21 protein-coding genes and 1 tRNA gene are annotated in these 24,649 nt (G+C 44.2%); 13 read left to right on the forward strand and 9 right to left on the reverse strand.

Annotated features, from left to right (window positions below; translation table 11 throughout):
* Positions 1-109 precede the first annotated feature (109 nt).
* Together DOE51_RS13740 and DOE51_RS13745 are read left to right on the forward strand one after the other, a co-directional pair.
* Positions 110-1,732 carry a hypothetical protein gene (locus DOE51_RS13740; protein ID WP_142697121.1) on the forward strand — a complete coding sequence of 541 codons (1,623 nt, stop codon included), beginning with the start codon at positions 110-112 and terminating at the stop codon, positions 1,730-1,732.
* Between the two features lie 100 nt (positions 1,733-1,832).
* Positions 1,833-1,908 (forward strand) — tRNA-Gln (locus tag DOE51_RS13745).
* A gap of 689 nt (positions 1,909-2,597) precedes the next feature.
* On the opposite strand, the gene DOE51_RS19210 is transcribed toward DOE51_RS13745, so the two are convergent.
* On the reverse strand, positions 2,598-3,260 hold the full coding sequence (locus DOE51_RS19210) for a hypothetical protein (protein WP_168196353.1): 663 nt from the start codon (positions 3,258-3,260) through the stop codon (positions 2,598-2,600).
* Between DOE51_RS19210 and DOE51_RS13755 the strand changes: the two genes are divergently transcribed.
* Together DOE51_RS13755 and DOE51_RS13760 are read left to right on the forward strand one after the other, a co-directional pair.
* Positions 3,199-3,360 carry a metal-sensing transcriptional repressor gene (locus DOE51_RS13755; RefSeq protein WP_142697123.1) on the forward strand — a complete coding sequence of 54 codons (162 nt, stop codon included), beginning with the start codon at positions 3,199-3,201 and terminating at the stop codon, positions 3,358-3,360. The two genes, DOE51_RS19210 and DOE51_RS13755, sit on opposite strands and share 62 nt — an antisense overlap.
* Positions 3,361-3,465: 105 nt before the next feature.
* Positions 3,466-4,218, forward strand: a complete 753-nt coding sequence (locus DOE51_RS13760) for a hypothetical protein (protein WP_142697124.1) — start codon at positions 3,466-3,468, stop codon at positions 4,216-4,218.
* Positions 4,219-4,240: 22 nt separating this feature from the next.
* On the opposite strand, the gene DOE51_RS13765 is transcribed toward DOE51_RS13760, so the two are convergent.
* Positions 4,241-4,525, reverse strand: a complete 285-nt coding sequence (locus DOE51_RS13765) for a metal-sensitive transcriptional regulator (protein WP_142697125.1) — start codon at positions 4,523-4,525, stop codon at positions 4,241-4,243.
* A 183-nt stretch (positions 4,526-4,708) separates the two neighbouring features.
* On the opposite strand from DOE51_RS13765, the gene DOE51_RS13770 reads away from it, so the two are divergent.
* Genes DOE51_RS13770 through DOE51_RS13790 form a run of 5 tightly spaced genes read left to right on the forward strand, consistent with a single transcriptional unit; the run spans position 4,709 to position 9,004 of the window.
* Complete coding sequence (locus DOE51_RS13770) at positions 4,709-5,944, forward strand: multicopper oxidase domain-containing protein (RefSeq protein ID WP_168196452.1); 1,236 nt, start codon at positions 4,709-4,711, stop codon at positions 5,942-5,944.
* Entirely contained in the window at positions 5,941-7,143 is a 1,203-nt protein-coding gene (locus DOE51_RS13775; protein ID WP_142697127.1) for a hypothetical protein, read from the forward strand. Before DOE51_RS13770 ends, DOE51_RS13775 begins: the two co-directional genes overlap by 4 nt.
* 15 nt (positions 7,144-7,158) lie before the next feature.
* Positions 7,159-7,749, forward strand: coding sequence for a FixH family protein (locus DOE51_RS13780; RefSeq protein WP_142697128.1), 591 nt, complete (start codon positions 7,159-7,161; stop codon positions 7,747-7,749).
* 11 nt (positions 7,750-7,760) lie between these two features.
* Positions 7,761-8,135: a copper resistance protein CopC gene (locus tag DOE51_RS13785; protein ID WP_142697129.1), complete on the forward strand. Its 375-nt coding sequence runs from the start codon at positions 7,761-7,763 to the stop codon at positions 8,133-8,135.
* A complete protein-coding gene (locus DOE51_RS13790) occupies positions 8,132-9,004 on the forward strand; it encodes a copper resistance D family protein (protein ID WP_142697130.1) in 873 nt (290 codons plus the stop codon). Before DOE51_RS13785 ends, DOE51_RS13790 begins: the two co-directional genes overlap by 4 nt.
* Here DOE51_RS13790 and DOE51_RS13795 read toward each other — a convergent pair.
* Positions 8,967-9,677 (reverse strand): hypothetical protein, encoded by a 711-nt coding sequence (locus DOE51_RS13795; protein ID WP_142697131.1) that lies wholly within the window; start codon positions 9,675-9,677, stop codon positions 8,967-8,969. The genes DOE51_RS13790 and DOE51_RS13795 overlap by 38 nt on opposite strands.
* Positions 9,678-9,793: 116 nt before the next feature.
* The gene (locus DOE51_RS13800) at positions 9,794-11,086 is read right to left on the reverse strand and encodes an APC family permease (protein ID WP_142697132.1); all 1,293 of its coding nucleotides are present in this window, start codon (positions 11,084-11,086) and stop codon (positions 9,794-9,796) included.
* Between the two features lie 120 nt (positions 11,087-11,206).
* Here DOE51_RS13800 and DOE51_RS13805 point away from each other — a divergent pair, with 120 nt between their 5' ends.
* Positions 11,207-13,747 carry a cation-translocating P-type ATPase gene (locus DOE51_RS13805; protein WP_210415536.1) on the forward strand — a complete coding sequence of 847 codons (2,541 nt, stop codon included), beginning with the start codon at positions 11,207-11,209 and terminating at the stop codon, positions 13,745-13,747.
* 158 nt (positions 13,748-13,905) lie between these two features.
* Here DOE51_RS13805 and DOE51_RS13810 read toward each other — a convergent pair whose 3' ends face one another.
* From DOE51_RS13810 to DOE51_RS13820, 3 genes are read right to left on the reverse strand one after another with little or no spacing between them, the layout of a single operon-like run.
* A complete protein-coding gene (locus DOE51_RS13810; protein ID WP_142697133.1) occupies positions 13,906-14,778 on the reverse strand; it encodes an efflux RND transporter periplasmic adaptor subunit in 873 nt (290 codons plus the stop codon).
* 2 nt (positions 14,779-14,780) lie between these two features.
* Complete coding sequence (locus tag DOE51_RS13815; protein ID WP_142697134.1) at positions 14,781-17,153, reverse strand: ABC transporter permease; 2,373 nt, start codon at positions 17,151-17,153, stop codon at positions 14,781-14,783.
* Entirely contained in the window at positions 17,150-17,857 is a 708-nt protein-coding gene (locus tag DOE51_RS13820; RefSeq protein WP_142697135.1) for an ABC transporter ATP-binding protein, read from the reverse strand. The genes DOE51_RS13815 and DOE51_RS13820 overlap by 4 nt, the downstream gene beginning before the upstream one ends.
* A gap of 192 nt (positions 17,858-18,049) precedes the next feature.
* Here DOE51_RS13820 and DOE51_RS13825 point away from each other — a divergent pair, with 192 nt between their 5' ends.
* On the forward strand, positions 18,050-18,892 hold the full coding sequence (locus DOE51_RS13825; protein ID WP_142697136.1) for an alkaline phosphatase family protein: 843 nt from the start codon (positions 18,050-18,052) through the stop codon (positions 18,890-18,892).
* 174 nt (positions 18,893-19,066) lie between these two features.
* Positions 19,067-20,035, forward strand: a complete 969-nt coding sequence (locus tag DOE51_RS13830; RefSeq protein WP_142697137.1) for a hypothetical protein — start codon at positions 19,067-19,069, stop codon at positions 20,033-20,035.
* Positions 20,036-20,061: 26 nt separating this feature from the next.
* On the opposite strand, the gene DOE51_RS13835 is transcribed toward DOE51_RS13830, so the two are convergent.
* Complete coding sequence (locus DOE51_RS13835; RefSeq protein WP_142697138.1) at positions 20,062-20,889, reverse strand: DUF6635 family protein; 828 nt, start codon at positions 20,887-20,889, stop codon at positions 20,062-20,064.
* 84 nt (positions 20,890-20,973) lie between these two features.
* Positions 20,974-21,852: a DUF4382 domain-containing protein gene (locus DOE51_RS13840; RefSeq protein ID WP_142697139.1), complete on the reverse strand. Its 879-nt coding sequence runs from the start codon at positions 21,850-21,852 to the stop codon at positions 20,974-20,976.
* Between the two features lie 352 nt (positions 21,853-22,204).
* Between DOE51_RS13840 and DOE51_RS13845 the strand changes: the two genes are divergently transcribed.
* Positions 22,205-24,631, forward strand: a complete 2,427-nt coding sequence (locus DOE51_RS13845) for an MHYT domain-containing protein (protein ID WP_246845539.1) — start codon at positions 22,205-22,207, stop codon at positions 24,629-24,631.
* The last annotated feature ends 18 nt before the right edge of the window (positions 24,632-24,649 follow it).

Below are 24,649 nucleotides of genomic sequence, written 5' to 3' on the forward strand. Positions count from 1 at the left end.
CTTGGTCCCAGGTATTTCTGCTCACATTTCCTTAGAAAGCCTCAAGTCCTCTAAATTTGCTGGGAATTTACCGTTAAGATGGCTAAATTGCCGGGCATTGAGGTCACATATGAAAACCTGGATTGCCTTAAGCTTAACGCTGCTTTCTTCACTCTCTTTGGCGGCGACAAAAACTTATTCTGATAAAGAGTTCGCCGATGCGAGCCGTGATTTTTTATTCAGTGATTTTGGTTCGATCAATCAACACTCATTAGCATCAAATTCAAATTCGATTCCGAAACAAGTAGCGATGACAGCTCTGGTGATGGAAGGCCGTCGTAAGGGTTGGATTGGCGAATACAGCCAAGACTATAAAGCCGTGCTTGCGCGTTTTGGCTTTTATACTCCGTCAGTGGTGTTGAATGCGCCGGTCAGTATGAAGGCTGATTTCAAATCGTTACCGATGGGTATGACTGAGCGTGAAATTGAAATGGGTCTTGGCATTCGTATAACGGCTGTGAATATCACGTGCGCCGTTTGTCACGCGGGTCACTTGTACGATGAAAAAGGTCAGGCGACTTCACAAGCGTGGATGGGCCTGCCGAATACTTCAATCAACATGGAAGGCTATTCGCAAGCTTTGTATCAAGGCATGCGCATTATCTCTAACAACATGAGTGGCACATTTCGTTTAATGACGAATATGTTCCCTGAAATGACTTTCAAAGAAAGAACTGTCTATAAGCTTGCGGTATTTCCGCGCGTGAAAAAAGCCGTGCGCAATATGGAAGATCTTTATAAGCAAGCAGTTCCTTTCAGCAACGGTGGCCCGGGTCTTACGAACGGTGTTGCCGCACTGAAGATGCAATTGGGCATGCTTGATATGTCGAAGGTTCAACCGGAATTTGGTTTCACTTCGATTCCGTCATTGGGCGATCGTTATTTAAGAACTTCTTTGTTGTGGGATGGTGTTTATGCGTCCCCGAAAATGGATCGTAATCACGAAAAATCATCGTGGAATGATGAAGACGAAAACTTCATCAATGCGGTGGCAGCGTTGTTCACGATTCCGACGATGGGTCAAAGTACTGACGGTGCGCTTGCGAATATTCCGCGTGTGCAAAAAGCTTTAAGTGTTGTATTTAACAAATACGAAGCACCTGCTTACCCTGGTGAAATCGATATTGAAAAAGCAACTCGTGGCTCTGTGGTTTTTGAAAACAACTGTACAAAATGTCATGGCACTTACGAGTGGCAAGGTCAGCGTCCTAAGTTGGTCAGCTATCCAAACCGCATGGTTTCACAAGAGAACATGGGCACAGATCCTTTGCGCTGGCAGGCTGTGACCGACAAGTTTGCAGAGCAATTTAACAAGTCATCGTTGGCGAAAGCAGCGATCATCGTGAAAGCGAATGGTTATATTGCGCCGATTTTGAATTCTTTGTGGGCGACGGCTCCGTACCTGCATAACGGTTCGGTCCCGACATTGTGGCATATGCTTCACCCTGAACAGCGTCCAACGAAGTTCATGGTCGGCGGTCATAATCTAGATTTAGAAAAAGTCGGCGTGAAGTTAGTTTTGAATGAAACGACGGGCGTGTGGGAGTATCCAAGCGACGTGAAGCCGTTTTCTCAACCCGTGGTTTACGACACGACGAAGCCAGGCTTAAGTAATGCGGGTCATACCCGTCCATTTGCGAAATTAAGCGAAGACGAAAAATCCGACCTGCTAGAATACCTAAAACTGCTGTAAAACCTAGCAAACGCTAGGTTTTCCCATGTTGCCGCAATGCATCTTTGATTGCTTTCAGAGGGGAAAATCCGTAATTTAGCGGTTCAGTCAGTCTTCTCGCTGGGGTATCGTCAAGTTGGTAAGACAACAGATTTTGATTCTGTCATTCGCAGGTTCGAGTCCTGCTACCCCATCCAATTTTCTTACCAATTTATGTCTCAAGTATCTGAAAACATTCAGTCTCAATTTGAAAATAAAAATAACTTGGTAAGTTGGTTGAGTTCACATCTATAATTGCGAAAATTTCCATCTCTAAAGCCGAGAGACAAATTCTTGAGCAAGCGATCACTGCCCGCAATCAAAAAGCTTGCATTTCGAATGGAGCCAACTCAACTGTCAGAAAAATTCCTAAAGGCTCACCCGTTAGATTTTTTGGATTTGTATATGAAGCCAGCAAACAGAGATGAACTTTGCTTGGCGAGAATTAAGAGAAGCTATCTTTCAATTTATATGAAGTAAATGGAGATACTTGTGGGCAAAATCGCAAAAGAAATGCTGTGGAAGAGGCTCGACGACCTTGCTGCTAAAGGAGCTATTCTTAATACAGAGACTGAAGTTGCCACTACTTTTTATTAATCGTTCAAAAGGGCGTAAAACAAGTGCCAAACTGGACTCGTTCTAGTCTCAACGCTCTCGATACATTTGTGCTTTTGAACCACCTGAGATACGTCAGAAAACTCTGAGCACATTCCAACGAAATAGGCGTATCGCTGATTCTCAATGCGAACAATTGTGATTGCGAACCAAAACAACAGCAAGAACTGGATAGCTATGATAATTTTGTATTTCGTCATAATTAAATTAAATCACGATGTTTCACTTATGCCTAGGAATTAACCTCGTAAATAATAGGTTCGTGTTGAGGTAGTTCAGTTTTAACCTTTGCGACATCTGAAGTTGCGATGCCTACTAACCTCAATCCCAACTGCTCCAGAGGAGATTTTTGATCAACTAGAGGCCACTTAACCGTCACTGGCTCTCTTACCTCAATCATCTGAACAAATCTAAATTCATCTTCGAACTGAAATGCCGTTTTCTTTTTAAACGGAATCTCTTCAGTTAAGTGTGCAACTGTCAATTCTCCAGGCTGAGAAGTTTGCATCCAAGCCAACATAATGGCCGCCTTCTGCATATCCATCGCATCGGTCGACTCTAGCAACGATCTAACAGCGGGATGAAGGTCACTATTCAACATGAACTTATGAAGATTGAAAGTCTTATTGTCGTCGTAGATAACTGACCTTCTACTTACCCCAGATTTGAACTCCGGATCATACTCAAATTCATACCGAACTCCACCGGAGCTACAGTAGTGATTCCAACATTGCTGGTTTGGACTTTGCCCTAAACAGAGTGTACCAATTCTTCCGTAAATACTCGCATAACGATCCTGAATTTCATCCTGAATCTTGTGAAAAGCTGGAGAAGTGGAGTCCCAAAGGTGTGTTGATGTAGCAAGACAGCTCCACGCCGTCTCTAATGCCATCATTGCAGCGAAAGGCACATACATTCATGACCATATTGAACATTGCCTTGATGGCAATCATGTCGATTTGGATGAACTAAAGGAAATTACAAAATATATCTAGATCCGCGAACACCTTAGATAACGCATCGCTTTTGGTCTCGCCAAATATACCCCTTATGGGTATTTCTCAACTGACGAAATCCATTCATTAGTTGGAGAATTAAAAATGAAAAGCCTGATTTTAGGGATTCTGGTGACGTTAGCTTCCGTTCACTCTGTCGCGGATGGCGGGGGACATAACGGTATTGAAATCAAACCCATCACTGAGGGAACTCTGAATGCTGGCACCATTCAATATAGTTTTGATCTTGTAGATCAAAACTCAAAAGCGCTTTCCGACGAAGATTTGACAGAGACCCATACGAAGAAATTGCATTTTATTGCTTACGACGCCTCACTAAATGAGTTCAATCATGTTCACCCTACTTTCGATGGCGGTAAATGGAATGTGGAACTCAATCTTCCTGTTAATGGAAAATATTTTTTCTGGGCACAAGGACAAGTGCAAAATGGCTCAGAATTTTCTACCTTTGTGAACACACAAATTCAAGGCGGACAAGCTGAGTTGCCAGTGGTTCCTGTTGGCGATCATAGAAAGAATTCTGATCAAGGAACAATCGTCGAACTTGCGGGAAATAAGTTAAGAGCCGGAAAAATGGCGATGCTTAACTTCACAATCTCTAGAGAGGATGGCACTGCTCCAGAAATCACACCTTATCTAGGTGCTTTTGCTCATGTCATCGCAGTATCACCTGATGGAGATGAACTGACTCACGTCCATCCAATGGAGGGCGGCGATCCTAACACGGGAATGCTCCATGCCACATTCCCTACTCCAGGCGACTACAAAATTTGGATTCAGTTCAACGACAAAGGCGAGCTAAAAACGGTTCCTCTTTCAGTAACGGTTTTCAAATAAAAAAAGAGGGCGCAATTAAGATCTATCTTCTGACGAGGGTCATTATTTCGCCCACTTTTTTTGACACTTCTTTTTCGTCTCGAGACTTCATAGCGGTTTTTACACATCCGAGAATATGAGTCTGCATGATTTCAGCCTCAATGGACTCCAGTGCTTTTGAGGCCGCTCTGAGTTGAATTAAGATATCGGGACAATAGCGTCTTTCATCAATCATCTTCTCAATACCATCGATTTGTCCGCGCACTCTATTTAAGCGCTTTTTATGAACGCCGTGATCGGGATGAATTTTTGCGCTATTCTTTTTCATAGAAACTCCAGGTATGCCACCATAAATACCCCACTGGGGTATGACTCCTCAAGAAAAATTACTACCACTACATGAACCGATTCATTGACTTACACCCTCGTCAGTATAGCATTCGATAAACAAATGGATCAGAACTTGTCACAAATGACAATTCCGCGTCCTAATGCTGACGAGGAGTCACTCATGTCAGATAAAATTCGTCCACTTTCGAGGCGTTCTTTTCTTACCACAGCTGGAATAAGCGGGCTTGCGGCCAGCTTGGGTGTCATGCTGAAAGGAAGTCCTGCGGAAGCAACTACGAAGGGTCGCACAGCGTCGTCTGCTGATTTCAATCCTAAAGATACATTTCCGACGTATCCTCCTAGACAAGCTCCGAAACCTGGAGAGAAAGTTCACGAGTTCGACATCGAACTGGATATCTCTGTTCATGAAATTGTTCCGGGGGTGAAGATCCACGCTTTCACTTATAACGGCACTTACCCCGGGCCAGAAATTCGCGTACCTGAAAACGACTGGGTTCTTGTGAATTTTAAAAATAAGACAACAGAACTGCACACCATTCACTGGCACGGCATCATGGTGCCAAATGAAATGGATGGAGTTCCTAATGGAACTCAGTGGGGAGTCGGACCAAATCAAACATTCAAATATCTTTTCAGAGCCCAACCTGCGGGAACTCATTTCTATCACTGCCACAACATGACGAATCTGCATGTTCAAGCAGGAATGTTTGGTGCGCTTATCGTTGAACCTAAAGAAGATCCCATCCAGAAAGTATTCCCTTACAAAAGAGAGTACACTTTATGCCTTAGCGAAGTCGACACGATCATGGTCGAATCACTGATGGAGAAAATGTTAAAAGAGATGACCGCCATGCAGAAGATGAGTGAGTCCCCAAAACTCATGAAAGAAATGAACGGTCGCATGATGGGGTGGTTTACCAATAAGAAAACTTTCGTGGATGCGGTTAAAAATGGCTATGTTCCTCCTTATGTCGCCTCACGAGCTGGCATCACAAGAACTCCCAATTTTAACTTTTTTATGATTAACGGAAAATCCTATCCAATGACTGACGAACTGATGATTCGCTCAGGAGAAAATATTCGCGTTCGCCTTATTGGCGCGGGCGCACAGCCACACTACATGCATCTTCATGGTCATGATTTCTGGCATGTGGCTCAAGATGGCTCCCCACTTGCGAGCCCTGTTCGCTTGAATACCATTCCCATCTTTCCAGGAACAACTTCAGACATCATTATTCAAGGCACAAATCCCGGCTTCTGGCATTTTCACGATCATAGCGATCTATCGACGACTAACAACGGGCTCTTTCCTGGCGGCATGATGACGATGCTGATGTATGAAGATGCAAAACAACATGGCGTCAACGTTCCAGAGATCGTGCAGGTGAGTTCATGAAAAAACTTTTTTGTATGTTGATACTATTCAAACCATTGCTGTCATGGGCAACAATGGCACAGCCAGTTCCGATACCAGAAGACCAAAGCCTTTCGCCACAGATTGAGTTGGCGGCTGTCGGTATCGGAACTTTAAATTATGGAAGAACCGCAGAACATGATGGACAAGGAACCATTTCTTTCAGTGACTCATCTCTTTTAGTTGGAGCCTCGCAACGGTTATACGATGAAGCCATTGGGAGCTTTACTCTGGGTGGAGTAACGACGGATGCGGCTGATGCTGCCTCTAACGACAGCAGCGGCTTATTTATTCACCAAGCATTTGTAAATTATCAAAGTGCCCAATGGGAATTTCTTGCAGGTCGAACGGACAATCCATCAGCACATACTGTGGACTTCCCGACCCTTCGCGGAGATGATCTGATCACGCTGCTGAATCCACTCAATCCATTTTCTAACGGAGAAAGCGCAGAAGAACATCGCTATTCAAATGTTGTTTCAGCGACCTTGAATCAAAACTTAAGCTATTTCGAAAATATTCACGCGCAACACCTTATCAACAGCGTCGATACGAACTCCGGCACAGGAATCAATTCGGCCGGGATCACCTTTCAATATTTAGCACCGCCAGGACTGGAAGTTTTTGATCGTGTGCCTTCATGGGGTTTTAGCTATGATTACGTTCACATTGATTCCAATGGGACTTCGGGCATCAGTCAAATAAGTGCCGGTGGCGTCATTAATCTCAACAAAAGCGTCACTGACCTGATCGATTTGCACATTCAAGACATTTTAAGTGTTGGAAGTAATATCTCGACTTTCCAAACACTGCCCGATACTTTTCAGGCAGATTCGAACTCGGTGGCGGCGTCTTTGCGATATCTCAATAGTCCCTTTGGAAAAGGTGGGTATCAATTAGCACTTACCGCTGCCTATAAGAATTATCTTAAAGTCACCGGCGCCAACTCATGGGGCACTGCCCTTTCAGCCATCAAGCGATTGGGACAAGGTTTTGATCTGGCGATTCAATATCAAGGACAATGGCGAAGCACAGAGTTGGCAGCTATACAATCCAAAGGGATCGACTACGAACAAAGTGTCGACGTCGGATTGGTATTTAGCTTCGACACGATCTTTAATCAACATATCAGCCCACGTCGCAGTCTACTTAATCAACAACATCAATATATTCCGAATTAATAAAAAGGCTTTAGTATGAAAAAGAAAATCATTCATTTCGCTCTCTTCTCTGCTCTGACACTTGCTGTGGGTTTTGCTGCGATGGCAGGTCAGGAAGGCATGGCTTCGATGCCTGTCATAACACCAACACGAGTCTTCAACGTTCAAGAAGGACAAGACCTCGAATCTCAACGTGGATTTGGAGATCAAGAACCCACTGTACGCATGATGAATCTTATGATGGTGGAAGGTTCAGGCATGGAGGGCATGGACATGGCAATGAATGAAACTCATTCTGCCGCTGCTTCAGCAAATACGCCGTCACAGACAGAAGGTAATTACGATTATGAGATCAAACAGCCAAGCAAAGCCAAAGTCGGCACCAACAGTGTGGATGTTCTTATCACAGACAAAAAAAGCAAGAAGCCCGCAAAAGGCCTGCACCTAAAATCTGAGGTTTACATGACAAGCATGGATATGGGGACCGAGACGCCTGCGGTAAAAGAAATTTCTGGTGGCTTATATCGCATTAAAGCTCCTTTTTCTATGAAGGGCCCTTGGGCCATCAAACTTATTTTCCAAGATGGCAAAGAAGAAAAAGTTCTTAACTTTGACGTGCAAAAATAAAAAGGACGCTCATGAAAAATGGACTCTTAACAGTTCTGCTGATGTTTTTTACTAGTCACGCATTTGCTCATGCTCACCTACAAAAATCAGAACCCCTCAAAGATGCGCAAGTCAGCAAACTTCCGGATAAGGTTGTTCTGACATTCTCTGAAGACGTCGAACTCGCAATGAGCAAAATTGAAGTTCGTCGACAAAGTGATCACACTACTCTCAGCACAGGGCCGATCACTCATAGCAATGAACAAAAAAATACGATGGAAGTCAGAATTACTCCCGACGCGAATGGTGGCAGCGCGAAGTATGAAGTTCAATGGAAGGCCGTCGGCACTGATAGCCACCCCATGAAAGGCAGCTATATTTTCACTGTGGTCACAGAGAAAAAATGAACATCACCTTAGGGCTGATCCACGGGCTGGATTTTCTTTTAGGTTACTGGCTCGTGGGCAGTATTGTTTTCAATTTCTTTATCTTGCCTGGTGGAGGCTCCACCGCTGCACAGATAGATCGTAATAGATTTCAGAAATTATTACTGCCGACCTTGATAACTTCGACACTCTGGATGTTGGCTTCAGCATATAATATGACAGAGTCTTGGTCGCCCGATGATCTTTGGATGGCGATGAGCTCGACGACATTTGGTCACTTATGGTGTCTGCGAATTGCTGTTCTTGCGTTAACACTTACAGCCTCTTACAAGCTAAAGAATATCAACAAGGCACGATACGCATTTATACTGCTAACTTTCATCCTTCCGCTGATTTCCATTCTTACAAGCCACCAAGCTTCCCAAGCGGATCATACAGCCCTTAGAATATTTTTAGGCCTTTTACATGCAGTCGCTGTTGGCATATGGACTGGCGGGTTGTGGACTCTTATTGCATGGCTCAGTAGAAGACTTTCGTTTGGCGAAACGGATCCCATGATCAGCTATCGCTTAGTTAAAAGATTTTCTATTTTCGCAATGTGCTCTACAGCTATTATTGGCATTTCAGGCTTTATCTTAGCCATGCTCGCAGGAGTTTCCTTATCCGCTCCACTATCTACAACTTATGGCAAGTTCGTCATAGGAAAAATTATTCTTTTCTGCGTGGTCTTAGGCATTGCCTCGATAAATCAATTTATTCATCTGAAACGATGGAAGATAACCGCTGAGAAAATTTTTATTACTGGCATTCACCGCGAATCGCGCCGCGAGCTTTTCCTTATTGTGATAATTTTTATTCTCGCGGGATTTTTGACGATGACTTCTGTTTAAGCCTCCGCAACACCGGCGCTAACTTCACCGCAATATCCGCGTGCTTCCTCTTTAAATACATATACGTGGGGGCCACATAAATATCGCAGACATAGCTGACGTCCCAAGCCTGCATTGAAGAGCCCAACTCACGCTCTGCTGTCAATTTATCCAGAAGAAATAAATCAGAACGATTGCTTTGCAAACGTCGAAACATTTGAACAGGTGTATCGATTGCTTGAATTCGATCTGACAAATGCGTGCTTAAGTTCATCTCGAAATAATAAATGCCTCTTTGAAAATCGATACGGAGTTTTGAATCAATGAGTTCTTTCCAAGTACAAGGCACTTTTTTATGAGGTTTTGAGTAAATCGAAAAGTAAGCTGTCGCAAAGGGCTCTTCGACACGCACCAATTCAGGATGAACATAGCCGTACTCACGAATTCGAACCAATTCTCCGTCCACACTTGAATTGCTAATTTCTTTCGGACCACGCCCCAATGGAACTGTACGATAGACGACCTTATAGCCGATTTCCTCCATGGCCCTGCTTAATAAATCTTTATCGTTGTCAGTCAGAAGACTATTACCAGAAGAGACAAAAAGAATCTCAAGCTCGCCCGAAGGCTTTTGTGCAAACGATGTCGGACTTAAAAGCAGGATCACTAAAATAAAAGAAATTTGAAAGCGCATATTTCATGATAGGCTCTTTGATTACAAAAAACGAGATCTTTCATTTCTTATGTCATACGAAAGCGAGCCCTTATGGCAAACAACTTTTTCCGATCCCTTGTGCGCCACTCAAAAGTTTATTTATGCCTGTTTGAAATAAACGAAAGCACCAGCCCCAGAATCCAAAACAAAGCCATCAATCCGTAAACCTCTTTCTGAAATTCTAAAATAAGATAGCCACACGTGATAACAGCGAGTGCTGGCAGAAGCGGGAATCGTCCGATACGCAATGGAATGAAGAAAGCCCGATGTTGCTGTGGATGGCTGAATCGCAGACATATGACAGCGATATTCACAAGAATGAAACTGATGATCGTTGCAAACGAAGCAAGACTTGCAATGACGTCGACAGTGCCAGTCGGAATCAGACAAAGTGCGATTGCCATAGCAAGAAGGCAAGCTATCCACGGGGTGTGACGCTTATGATGAAGTCGTGCAAAGATCGCCGGAACATCACCACCTTTCGCTATCCCATATAAAATTCGACTTCCAGCAAGAAGTGCAATCAAAACTGTGTTGGCCGTTGAAAACAATGCGATCGAGCCAAGAAGATCACCGAAGACGACCGATCTGGTCATTGCGGCATCCATAAGGGGTGCTGTGCTCTTCGCTAGGTCGGCGGGATCAACAAGTGAAACGGCAGCAATGCTCACAAGAATGTACAAGACCGTCGACAACCCAAGACTCAGCAATATGGCCTTGGGAATATCGCGTACAGGTTGCTTCGCTTCTTCAGTGAAGTTCACCAAGTTTTCAAAGCCCAAAAATGCGAATAGGACAAGTGCTGCACTGGAAAACACGCCCGAAGCAAGTGGCGAAGAAAAAATGGTGCGACCAAAGTGCGAACCAACTCCGAGCCAGATGATAACTATCAATCCAAAAGCTTCGATCAACGTGAAAATCACATTCAAGCGACTGGACTCTTGAATGCCGTAGATGCTTAAGCTCGTAAATCCAAGCAAAAGTATCATCGCTGTCAGTTCTTGTGGAAGATCTAAAAAGTGTGAAAGATACCCAGCGAATGCTAATGATACAGCGGCCGCTGTCGCCGCCGCGGAAAAAAACATCATTAACCCACTTGTCGTCGCAAGCCACTTTTTGCGGGGAAATGCAAACGACAGAAAAGCATACTCAGCGCCAGCTTTTGGTACCATTGTTGAAAGTTCGGCATACGACAATGCAGTAAGACCCGCTGTAAGACCCGCAATTACAAACGACAGCCAAAGAAAATGGCCTGCGACGCCTGCTGCTTTTCCAATAATACTGTAAATGCCAGCGCCCAGGATCATGCCGACACCATAAAACACCAACGAGCTAAGCCCAAGAACACGTTTTAATTCTGGCTTTGGTTTCTCACTGGGGGCACTCATTTTCACCTTCTGCCACAGCTTGCGTCGCGGAGTGGAGGCTGTCCCATTTAATGCAGTTCATTTGTAGAGAAACAAACATATTCAAGTAGGACTTAATGGCATGATGACTTAGTGGGAATCATGTCTTATCAAAAAAAAGAAAGAATGACTTCTATCACGACTGCGGCCGACCTGCACTCGTCAGGTGGGCTTTCGCGCTCTTTCATTCTCAGACGCCGTGAAGAAGAAGGATTCAACGAACTGCCGACAACAAAACCTCGCAGGCTGCATCACATTGTCATGGGTGTCTTTAAAGAGCCCATGGTGTACTTGCTTTTGGGATGTGGAACAATCTACTTTATTGTTGGAGATCACCAAGAAGCATCGATGCTACTTGGCTTTCTTTTTCTTATCATTGGGATCGAAGTTTTCCAGGAAAGAAAAGCGGAACGAGCTCTTGATGCTCTGAAAGATCTCTCAAGTCCCCGTGCCCTGGTTCTCAGAGAAGGAACGAAGCAACGCATTCCGGGACGCGAGGTTGTTAGAGATGACATTATTTTTGTCAATGAGGGTGATCGCGTCCCTGCAGACGCCCTCGTATTCTCGAAAGACTTGATCGCTGTGGATGAGTCGCTGTTGACTGGCGAATCAGTTCCCGTCGAAAAGACTTCAGAGTCGATGATTTATGCGGGAACCACTTTAGTGCGAGGCCAAGCCATGGCCATCGTCACAGCCATCGGACTTCATACTGAGATTGGGCAAATCGGAAAATCAATTCAAAGCGAGAATAGGGAACGAACAAGACTCGAAATTCATACCCAACAGCTAGTAGGTCGCATTGCATGGATTGTTGGTGGCATCTGTATTATTGTATTCTTGGTCTTCTCAATCACTCGTCATGATTGGTTGCAGGGATTCTTGGTTGGTCTAACACTGGCTATGGCGATTTTGCCGAACGAATTGCCAGCGGTCTTAACCATTTTTCTTGCGCTTGGTGCCTGGAGAATTTCACAAAGACGTGTTCTGACCCGACGACTCCCCGCAGTTGAAAATCTTGGATCGACCACTGTCTTATGCGTCGACAAAACGGGAACTCTGACGTTGAATCAAATGAAAATTCAGCGGATCTTCTCGAATAACCAATCATTAGATTTAAGTGAGCTGAGCAAACCTTACCTCCCCGAAGATTTTCATGAGGTTCTTGAGTACGGAATATTAGCGAGTCGCCAAGATCCCTTTGACCCAATGGAAATTGCTTTTATCAACGCTGGTGTCCAATACTTACGCGGCACTGAGCATCTTCACTATGATTGGAAGTTCGAAAAGGAATATCCACTTTCACCAAAACTTCTCGCTATTACACACGCATGGAAGCCTCGCCCTGGAGGCGGCTATGTTGTTGGAGCAAAAGGCGCCCCCGAGGCAATCATTGATCTTTGCCATCTGAACAAGGACCAAACTTTGGCGGCCACAAAATCCGCCGAGACGATGGCCGCTGCGGGTTTTCGAGTTCTAGGAGTGGCCAAAAGCATTTTTCCGCAAACATCTTTGCCGCCGATTCAACACGACTTTGACTTCACATTTTTAGGACTCATCGGAATCGCGGATCCTATACGACCAGAGGTTCCTCAGGCCATTGCTGAATGTCATTCAGCGGGAATTCGCGTTGTTATGATCACTGGAGATCATCCAGCCACTGCCAGCAGCATCGCCCAAAAAATCGGCCTACCTTCTCCTGATAAAGTTGTCACCGGCCAAGACCTAGAAAGCTACTCAGCAGATGATCTTTGCCGTGTCGTTAAATCCGTCAATGTTTTCTCTCGGGTTTCACCCACACAAAAACTTAAACTTGTTGAAGCGTTCAAGGCTAACGGTGAAATCGTATCAATGACTGGGGATGGTGTGAACGATGCCCCGGCGTTGCGAAGTGCGCACATTGGCATTGCGATGGGAGGCCGAGGAACTGACGTGGCACGAGAATCCGCTGCACTTGTTCTTTTGGATGATGATTTTGGCTCGATCGTCGAAGCAGTAAAAATGGGTCGAAGAGTTTATGCAAACATTAAGAGTGCACTTGTCTACCTATTCGCGGTCCACTTGCCGATAACGGGAATGTCCATTATTCCGGTCGTTTTTAAACTGCCACTCGTTTTACTACCCGCTCACATCGCACTTCTCCATTTAATTATCGAACCCGCTTCTTCAATTGCATTTGAGATTGAACCTGGTTCGAAAGACTTAATGAATCTGCCACCGCGCGACCCGAAGGAACCGCTATTTGATCGAAAGCTCTGGATACCGAGCCTTATCAAAGGGGCAAGCGTGTTAATTTCGCTGACGATTGTTTATCTGATTGCGCTTTGGCGTGGGCAAGGAGAAGAGGATGCAAGAGCTCTCGTTTTCACAACGCTTCTTATTTCTAATATCGCACTCATTTTCACAAGCCGCAGGTCTCACAAGACTCTCAAGGAACGCTTCTTTGTTGGGGATAACACTGTTGTCCGTTGGATTGCCATCGGATCAATAGTCCTTCTTGCGTGCATTTTGTATATTGATCAATTAAGACAGCTGTTTCGGTTTTCGATACTTCATCCACTTGATCTCGTTCTTTGCTTCGTTGTTGGCTTTATTAGTGTTACGTGGACGGAGATGTTTCGTGGTCTGGCGAAGCGAAAGGCTTGATTGAGATGGCTCTGCCGGAAAAGACCGATTCGATTCGCAGAAACCCGTCATCATTCCATGCATGTGACCTTTGTGCCCAGGGCCTCCATGCATCATGCCTCCAAACTCTTGACAGCTCCCCCGCATTTCTTTAGTAGGCTCTGGATAGTCAACACAATTCAACGGACGACATTGGTCCTTTTTACTTTTGTACCGTCGTGTATTTTGTCTCCGGGAAAAAGGATGACCTCGTCGTTTTCGTAAAGCCCATCGGTGACCATTGCGAAGCGATCGTTGCGCTTACTTATTTTGACGTCTCTTAATTTTGCTTTGTCATCTTTAAATACGTACACAGCCCATTGATCTCGATCCTTGAACAATGCCCCCAACGGAACGCTGAGTGCGTTGGCTTCACGGGAAACTACGAAAAGGACATCCACATGATAATTATCGCCGAATTTAATTTTAAGTTCTTCTGGGACCTTTATGAATTCCATTCTGACTTCGGTCCGTTCCTCTTCTACGCCAAGGGCAGAGGTTTTCACGACGCCGGCTCTACTTATTTGCATAATTTTTGCTTCGAGATCTTCGGCTCCACCCCAGTTTTGTATCCTCGCCTCCCCGTTTTCACTTAACCGCACAACATCTGGAGTCAGCACATCTGCCGTCACTTCAAGCGTCGCAAGATTCGAAACTTCAAACAAGGGCTCACCTCGCGTGACAGGCCCTGCAGAGTCTCGGAAAATCTTTGATATCACTCCGTCTATTGGAATTTTAATAGGACGGTCTTTATCCCAATCCAACATGCCAACTACTTTTCCTTTGTTAACAAGCTGGCCAAGTGTGATGTCAAGATTGTCAATACTGCCATTTGCAAATGCATAAACGATTTTCTTATCGCGAGTATGCACCTTGCCATCAGACGAGAATGTTTCCTGGAAAGGGCCTCGTTCGATCTTAAAAGTTTCAACAGATACCTTTTTGGGAGTCATCAGCACGTAGGCGACAACAAGAAGCACCAGACCCAAAAGACCATAAAAGATTTTTTTCATCTTCAGTCCCTCGCCTTAAGTGCTTCGGCAAAATCCAGATTTTTTATTTTCCTGTATAAGAAAATTCCGCTGGTAAAAAAAATCATAAGCAAAACAAAGACCCCCAACCCATAAGTTACAGGATTCACAACCATCGGAAATTTGAAAGTGTCGTTGTGAATAAAATGTATGCTTAAAAAAGAAAGATAATATCCGAACATCAATCCAGGAACTAAAGCTAATAACAGTTGCACTCCAATATCCATAAATAACAAATCAAAAACATTCTTTGTGCCATAACCCAAAATTCTTAGACTTGCCAATTCCCAAGCTCTTTCGGAAAAACTAATCCGGGCCGAGTTATAAATCACGGCTCCGGCAATGGCTGCCGCAAATATATATAAAATAATCGTAAACGTTACGATCATGTCGGCAACGGTTCTGGTAAAGCTTTCAAGTAACAGTTTACGTACACTGACCACAGCAACTTCCGGCATTTCCTTTAACGCAACATAGATTTTGTCGACATAAGAGGGATCCACCTTAAGCAGCAACGTATCGACTACCGGTGCTTCTCTCAGCCAGTGATGCAGATCCGCCTTCAACGCATAGGCCTGCTGCCCAATCAAATCATCAACAAACCCCATCACCGGAGCCTGAAACTCACGTTGTTCGCCCTCTTGCTCTTTCATACTAACAAGATCTCCGACTTGAATTTGAAACTGGGTCTCAAAGTAACGACTTAACAAAATACCGCCTTCTTTCGGCTCAATCACTCGTCCCCTTTGATCCATAACACGAGTGAGTTGCAGCGACTTATCCAACCCAAGAATAGAAATATTTTTTTTAGAGTTCCTGTACCTTAGCAAGACCGGCACATTCCTTTCACCCTCAACAATTATCACTCCAGGAATATTTTTAATGTCGGATAAAAGTCCCAACTTCTTTGGGTGAAGCAAGCGAACAGACAGATCTTCACGTCGCATTTCATGGAACTGACGTTCAATCATAAAATCAATGACATCAGTCCAGAAAGAGCCATTGATTAAAATTGATAATGCCGCTGCAACGCCGAGCACATTCAAAATCAGACGCAAAGGACGAAACAACAGCGATCGTAAAATCATTTTTGAAAACACACTTAAAGATCGTGTTCCGCTGATTTTTTCAAAGAGTCCTTTCTGAAAAGGTGGCGGACTTGGAGGCCTTAGGGATTCTGCCGGCAAAAGAAAGAAAACACGTGATAGAGCGCTAGCCGCTCCTATCCATCCTGGGATTAACCCAGCCAGAAATGCCAGCCCAATGGCACTCGCCGAAAGAGAAAAATCAATCGTCGGAAATCTAAAAAATTCTTTGTACAGCCCTGCATACCACTGACCAATGCCTGCCCCAACGACAATGGCTGGCAAGATGCCCATCACCAAAATAAAAGTCACAAGCTGGAAATAATGAAATGTTAAAGACCAACTGCTGTATCCTAATGATTTCAATGTCGCTATCTGTCCGCGATGAAGAGAAATAAGTCTGGAAAAGATAACGTTCAGAATAAACATGGCGACGGACATAAAAATGGATGGCATCAAAATCGCCATCACCCTTTGCTGGCGAATTTCGTCTTCAACAAAAGTATTACTCAACTGCGAAGTGCGATCATAAGACTGTATGTTTCCGTAAGACTCAAGAATCCGATCAACCTGGCGCTTGATCTCTTCCAGGGTCGCGCTTGTTTTATCTGCATCACTGACTTTAATCTGAACACTGTTAAAAGCGCCGTTCATTCCAGTGACTGATTCCAGATCCTGATGCCGGGCCCAAAATACTCCAAAATGTTTATCATCTGGCAAGGGCGCAAGCGGGCTCAATGCGTAAACATACTCTGGTGAAAGACCGATGCCACAAATCACAACAGTCCTTTCCTGTCCTCCCAGTAAAACCCGTAGTCGATCTCCCATTTTTAAATGTTGTGCATCCGCGAATGATTCATGAACAATTACTTCCATTATCGAACTGGCTTCAGGCATTCGGCCTTGGCGTAGATAAATATTATTCAAAGACTGATGGCGACCCAGCCAAGAAACGAAACGGCCCAAGGCGGGTTCAGTCTGTCCTGGAACTTCCACCAGACCATCTTTAATAATTCGCGCTTCAACTTGTTCAACGCCTTTAAGTCGGCGAATATTTGTAAGAACGGATTGTGGGGCTCGAATCAACTCCGCAAATACGTCCGCAAAATGATATTGTTGGTAATAGGTGTTTTTTGATCGTTGCAAAGACTGATAAGAACTCCATGACGAAACCAAAACCGAAACGCCACAGATGATAAGAATCGCCAGCATCAAGATCTGACCACGTAAAGTTTTAAGATCTCCCAACAGCTTTCGATGTAAACCTGTCACCAATGAACCTCGTCGATCGAAATCTTGTGTTTGTTACTTCGAACCTCGCTAATTGTACCGTCCGACAGATAGATCACTCGATCAGCCAACCCTGCAATTGCAGAATTATGTGTGATCACAACGACCAATGTTCCTAATTCATGATTGATACGATTAATTGCTTCCAGAACAAGCTTCCCGGTTTTGATATCGAGCGCACCCGTCGGTTCATCACACAACAAAACATCAGGTCTCTTAGCGATAGCCCTGGCAATTGCAACACGTTGCTGCTCGCCACCAGACATTTGCGAAGGGAAATGATTTTTGCGTTCGCTCAGGCCAACCAAAGCAAGCGCCTCCACCGGCGCCATCGGATTTTCTACCAAATCCGTTGCCAGCTGTACGTTTTCAATCGCCGTAAGGTTTGGAATTAAATTAAAAAATTGGAACACGAAACCGACATGTTCTTTTCGATAAGTGGTAAGCTGCTCTGGATTTGCCGACACCAAATCATGATCCTGATATCTGACTTTCCCAGAGGAAGGATTATCAAGGCCGCCTAAAATATTGAGCAACGTGGACTTTCCACTTCCAGAAGGCCCTAAAAGAACAACGAACTCTTTTGCGAAAAGCTCGAGATTAATTCCCTTCAGGGCCGCGACTTCAACTTCTCCCATCCTATAGGATTTCTTTAAGTCTCTGGCTGTGAAGACCGGTTCCGTCATGATCTTGCTTTCTGCCGGGTGACAGGTTCAATTTTCGCGGCGAAATCTTTATAAAAACACTTCGAAATGAAATTCCTTCATAAAATTCATAACTCAAATTGAAGCAACCCTCGAGATGTATTTATACGGGAATTGTGGTTTGACTGACACAAGACTCTGATATCTAATCCCTCGGCAATAAGGACACTAACCATGACTTTTAAAAGAATTTTGGTTTCTCTCATCGTCACTCTTCACGTCCTCTGCGTTCAGGCCGAAACGGGCTCACACTTTAAGCGCGTACTGTTCATTATTTTTGAAAATACCGATTATGAAACGGCCTTGCAGCAACCTTATTTCCAAAAGCTCACAACCCAAGGGGCTTTGCTGCAAAATATGACGGGAATGGTTCATCCGTCTCAAGGAAATTACCTGGCACTTTTAGGCGGAGATTTTTTTGGGGTTCGCAATGACAACCCCGTGGACCTGGATCAAACCAATCTCGTGGATCTTCTAGAACAATCCGGATATTCCTGGAAGGGTTACATGGAGAACTATCCTGGCAATTGCTTCAAAGGTGCAACCAGCGGTCGTTACGCTAGAAAGCACAATCCTTTTATTAGCTACACGGATATCTCTAACAACCCCACTCGCTGTGCCAAGATTCAGGACTATGTCGCATTTAAAAACGACGTAGCTAGAAACTCCCTACCTAACTTCGCGATTCTTTCACCGAACTTGAGTGATGACGGCCATGATACAGGAGCTGCGTATGCGGCAAACTGGTTGCAACAGAATTTTGATTCTCTGTTCAACAACGCAAATTTTCTGCAAGACAATCTTGTTATCGTCACTTTCGACGAGTCCGCAGGACATTCCGGAGCCAACCATATCTACACGGTTCTTTTGGGAAGCTCTGTCAAACCAGGCGCAAAAAGTGGTCAGCCAATGAATCAAGTGAGTCTTCTTAAAACTATCGAAGATGAATTTGGATTGGGCGATCTGGGCCGCTTAGACTCTAAAGCCTCTGCTTTGACGGATATTTGGAAACAATAGGCAACGCATTCATTACATCTTGGGAGCACAAACAAAACGAGGCGTCTGTTCATTTCTTCGACATCCTAACTGAGGTATATCAATTTTAAGGGTCGTTTTTCCTAGGTACAGTTGTTGAACAATTGTGAACCGACCTGGTGTTTCACCGGAACATATAATTGAAAAGGAATACCTATGAAGAACGTAACGAGAAACCTTTGCGTGCTGTTATTGGCTGTTAATGCCTCACTGGCAGGTGCACAAACAATCACTCCTGAGGCACGTCGCCAACTGGAAGTAGATTCATTTTTGAGTGAGACTCAAAACCTGATTAATCAAAACGCTAAGGATGGAATAGGCGAAGCTTTAAAACACCCAAGCACAGCCCGTGTTCAATATGCTGCCCGTTTGAACGCCCTTGCAGATCAATTCGGCAAAGAAGGTGGAGCATTTAAGTCTTATTATCGTCGAGCAGCTCAATTTGTTTTAAATGCCAATGTCTTAGAAACAGGCGCAGTTCCATCAAACAACTTCACAATCAAAGATCGTCAATCTGCACTTAATGTTTTTGCAACTGATGGCGAGTACATCACGAATGCGAAAAATCTTTTAGCGCGCGTGAAGAACTTGAAAGCTCAAATTGATGCGAGCAAAGATGCTGATGTTATTGATGCACTTTATAGTCAAATTAAAACCTTAATTACTAACTTTAGCCCTCACTATGGCTACAATGTTTATGTCGAGACGACTCGCAGTGGTCTTATTGATGACCAAATCCTTGTGCCACAGATGCGCATGTCACTTCAAAGTGTGATCAAAACAAGTGGCCAATGCCCACTCGCTTTGACGGAAGTAGCACTTGATGTAAACACTCCCACTTTAAGTGAACAGCAATTTCTGGTTCTGACAGATCTTAATACTTTATCGCTTGTTAAGGACTATAAAGTTATGGTGGCGCTGTTAGATGGACCAAAAGGTCAGGGATCTGTTGTAGCAAATTGCCCAGAAGGCTCCCTGTTTTCATCATCATTCAAATTTGATGCAGATAAAGGCACTATCCTTGATACTTATCGCTTAGGTGAAGCTAAAACGTTGAGCAGCACCGTATTGCCTAAAGTTGATAGCACGGAACTCATTCAAAAACTGCGCGCACAATACAACTAGAGTCCAAAGACAAGAGCCTCAAAGGTTTATTCCTTTGAGCTCTTGCGTACCACTATCTTCGCCTTAATTTCATTCTTAAAGATCATATATAAATTTTGTTCGAGCGAATTCAGCAAACCCTTCAGCTTAGAATCTTGAACGCCCAAAGATTTTCGGATCGGATCGCTAAAGACCGCGACTGAGATGCTTAATACAGTCAACATCAGTCCGATGCCAAACGTGGCTACATAAATTTGCGTATTTGTCGGCGCGACCGGAAAAATATTATAGAACGTCGAACCCATTCTTTTTCCTAGAAAAAATCGGTCGGCTGCATCTTCGTTCGCAACTTTGCGCGCGATTTTAGAGCCCATTCCCGTGATCCCGAGGGAGCTATTATGGAAGAACAATTTTCCCGCCACCAAGGTCAACAAAGTCGCAATCAGATCGGTCGTCAGCACTTGGGCCGAAGAAAACTTATCTATCTCTTCTTTATAAAGATCGGAAACTTTTTTATTAAGCTGCTCTACTTCCGCTTTTGAAAATAGCGCATGTAGATCTAACTTTGAATTCAAAGAAGCGAAAATTTCGCTCTGTGAATCTTTCAGAAAATCTTCGAGCAATATTTTTTCGGTGGTCTTTTGATATCGCGTTTTAAAAGCTGATGGGACTTTCTTTATTAAGCCGTTGGCTTGACTCCACCCTAGTTTATCAAAGGTCTCTATGGTCTTTTTAACCGCCAAATAAGGCACAGACCATAAAGCATTTAAGGGATAAAAGATAAGATCCGCCAGCAGAGATTTCTTTTGAATCGCCACAACTTCATTAAGAGTAAAGTGACGGTCGATAAAAACCGTCACTTCATTTTTCTTCATCGTAAAATGTTCTTCAAGAATTTCATCGATAGTGCCTAAGATGATATTTTTCTCTACGCGATTCAAAGCAGACTCCCTTAAGTCTTAAAGTGTCGATAACTGACTTTCAGTAACGACTGGCTCTTGACCATCGATCACTGGAGTATAGTCCCAACCATCACCCGTCGAAGGATCGTTTCCATCTGGAGTCGTAATAATTTCTACCGGAGGCTCTGGCGTTGGTGACGGAGAAGGTTCAACCGTAGGTTCTGGTGACGGCTCTACAGTTGGCGATGGCGTCACTTCAGGAGAAGACCCAGATCCACCACCAGACTCAGAACCACCCGAATCAGAGCCACCGCCTTCAGGTATTTCCTGCTTCGTCACAGAAATCAATTTTAAAACTGGCTTCAACAGACAGCCACCATTTCCTTGCAACACAACGGACTTGTTGGCATCAAAATCCAAAGTGACGTTGTATTGATGACCGGCTTCGAATTGAACTTTATTTGTCAGAATAATTTTAACACCTGTGTTTTGCGCACTTGGTGTTTTCAATTCACAAATCGAATCATCGCCTTTAACGATATAATGTCCTGACTCTTTTAAAATCAGACGGATTTGCTGAATCTGCAAACCATCCGGAGCAACGATATCTTGAAGCGGCAGACTGACGCCATTTTGAAGCTTCAAAAGATCCACCGGCCCAAGTCCTTGTGCCAATAACAATCGACCCGTTTTACTAGCACCCGCGACTAAAACTTCAAGATGATCAATATCAACGACCACGGACTTGATGTCTTTGTTCGGAGCATCCACCATTTTAAAACTGACCGCCGCTTGTTTGGAGCTATCGATAGCTCCTTGTGATGAGCTTGCCGAGGCAGAATTCAGGGACGATGAATTGGTCGCTGACTGTGGGCTGCAAGCGCCGAGTACGGCCATTCCTGCTACGAACACTATTCTAGACACGGGGTTCTTCATACACCCTCCTGGTGAGTGATGATTTACACAAACCACAATACTCCAACAATTTAAGAGTGCCTAATCGTGCTCTTCTTGAGTCGATCAATTCGAGAGGGTGATAAAAAAATAGTCAATTTCAAGAAGATTTCAAAGAGCGCAAGACTTGCAATCTGACATTCTTTTTATTCTCGCGGGCAGTATTTAGAAATACATTTTTATCTGAATTCTCTCTCTATAAATTCAACAATTCGAACTGAGGGCATTTGTGCGAAGTTTTTATACCAACCGTGCTTTCCAGCATTTTGGTGATGGTATTGAACAAACCATGACCTGTTTGCCATCCCCTGCCACCTTCGTTAATTTTAAAGTGATGAAAATGTCTCACGCTTACAATCAAGAACTTGTGGCCCTGTCGATCCTGATTGCGACAATCGGTGCTTACGTTGCTTTGAATATTGTTTTGCGCATTAAAGAGTCTTTGGAAAAAAGCAATCGTCTGTGGCTCTTAGCTGGAGCGATTGCCATGGGCCTTGGCATTTGGAGTATGCACTTTGTCGGAATGCTCGCGATGATCATGCCAGGGATCATCATTGGCTATGATCTAGGCTTGTCTATTCTTTCTTTAGGCGTCGCGATCGCGGCTTCACTGTTAGCGTTTTATCTTATCAGCAGATTGAAAGTTTCTTTGATCGGCCTGATCTTCGGCGGACTTTCAATGGCCGTCGCAATTTCCGGCATGCACTATATCGGTATGGCGTCGATGAGCATGCCAGCACAGATTGAGTGGAATTGGAACCTCGTCGCACTGTCTGTATTCATCGCAGCCTTCGCTTCGTTCGCGGCACTTGGCGTATCACTCCTTTTTCGCACGACGAAGCGAATTAACTTACTTCATATCTTTTCAAGTCTACTCATGGGCGTTGCCGTTTCAGGCATGCACTATGTCGGTATGGCTGCGGCAAACTTCGTTCACGACGGAGAGCACATTCCGAATCCTCAAGGAGTCGTACTAGGAACGCAAACCGTTGCCTATGTCGTTATCGGCACTACACTTGCTATCTTGCTCGTGGCATTGATTGCTTCTGTTTTTGGTCGAGTTCTTATCCGTCGCTCCAAAGAAGCCAGTGCCGCGATCAACAGTCGCGATATCTTATTAAAAGAAGCGCAAGAAATCGCACACCTTGGCAGTTGGGAAAGAATAATCAGCAGTCCGACTGTAAGTATGTCTGAAGAGATGTACAACATTTACGGCATCGATAAAACAGCCACGGTGACGTCAGACGATCTGCTAAGCCGCGCTAGCTCTTCGGATCGTGAAAAAATTCAAGCCACAATCAAAAGAGCCATTGAAAATAAAACCCCGTTCAGCTTCGAACACATCATTCGTCTTTCCGATGGGACATCAAAATATTTGCAAACACGTGGGCAAATCACCATAGACGAAAGCGATCAAGTTACAAAGATATACGGCACAACTCAAGACATCACCGATCTAAAAAATATTGAAAAAGAGCTTCTTCAAACTCAAGCCGAATTAGAAAGTCGTGTTCAAGAAAGAACGGCCGATCTGGAACAAGCACTCCTTCGCGAGAAAAAAGCAAAAGAGGTCGCCGAAGAAGCAACCAAAGCCAAGATGACCTTCTTAGCTAACATGAGCCATGAAATCCGCACACCTATGAATGCCATTTTGGGATTTGCTGAGCTACTTAGTTCTGAAAAGCTTACGGATGAACAACAGGAGTTCTTAGGACGAATTCAAGCAAACGGAACTTTGCTACTTAGAATCATCGATGACATTTTAGATTTATCAAAATTCGAAGCAGGCAAAATGCCAATTGAGAAAACTTTGATATCGTATAATGACTTAGTCGAAGAGGTCATCAGCTCCATGTCCCTGATGGCGCAGAAAAAAGGTATTCTGATAGAGTTCGATAAAACCAATACTCTACCTGATAACATTTATTCTGACCCTGTTAGATTACGACAAATCTTAGTAAATCTTCTTGGCAATGCATTGAAGTTTTCAAACAAAGGACCGATCAAAATCAGAGTTCAATCTGATACCATCGAAGGGAAAATTCATATTGCCACCGAAGTTCAAGATTTTGGTATCGGTATTTCTGAAGAAGGGCAAAAACAAATCTTTCAAGCTTTCGGTCAAGCCGACTCTTCGATCATCAGAAAATTCGGCGGGACGGGTTTGGGTTTAGTCTTATCACGCCACTTTGCTCGTGCCCTTGGCGGCAATCTGTCACTGTTACAAAGTAAAGAAGGTGTGGGCAGTACTTTCTTATTCACGATTGTTTCTGAATATGACGAAAAGGCCGTTGCAAGAGCTAAACACAAAGCGAACATGACTCCCGCTCCGGTCGTAACGATGCAGGATTTTGACGGACAAACGGTCAAAGTTCTTTTGGCTGAAGACCTTCCAGACAATCAATTGCTAATGCGTCGTTATCTTAAGTCTGACAATTTCCAAGTGACTTGCGCAGAAGATGGTTTTGAAGCCGTGAAATTAGCTCTGGAAAATAATTATGATGTGGTGCTGATGGACGTACAGATGCCGGGAATGGATGGACTGCAAGCGACACGAAAACTTCGTGCGCAAGGATATAACAAACCGATCGTGGCGCTGACGGCCCATGCCCTACCAGAAGAAATCGAAAAATCTTTAGAGGCCGGTTGCGACGCTCATCTAACGAAGCCTATCAATCGTTCAGATCTTTTACGCACGATCAAGGCTGTCATTGCAAAACCTGAAGGCCCAGCACAGAATGCTGAACCTTCTCAAGTCTAATCTAAACGATTCGCAAAA

Origin of the sequence: Bdellovibrio sp. NC01 (assembly GCF_006874625.1) — a bacterium.
Classification (GTDB): Bacteria; Bdellovibrionota; Bdellovibrionia; order Bdellovibrionales; family Bdellovibrionaceae; genus Bdellovibrio.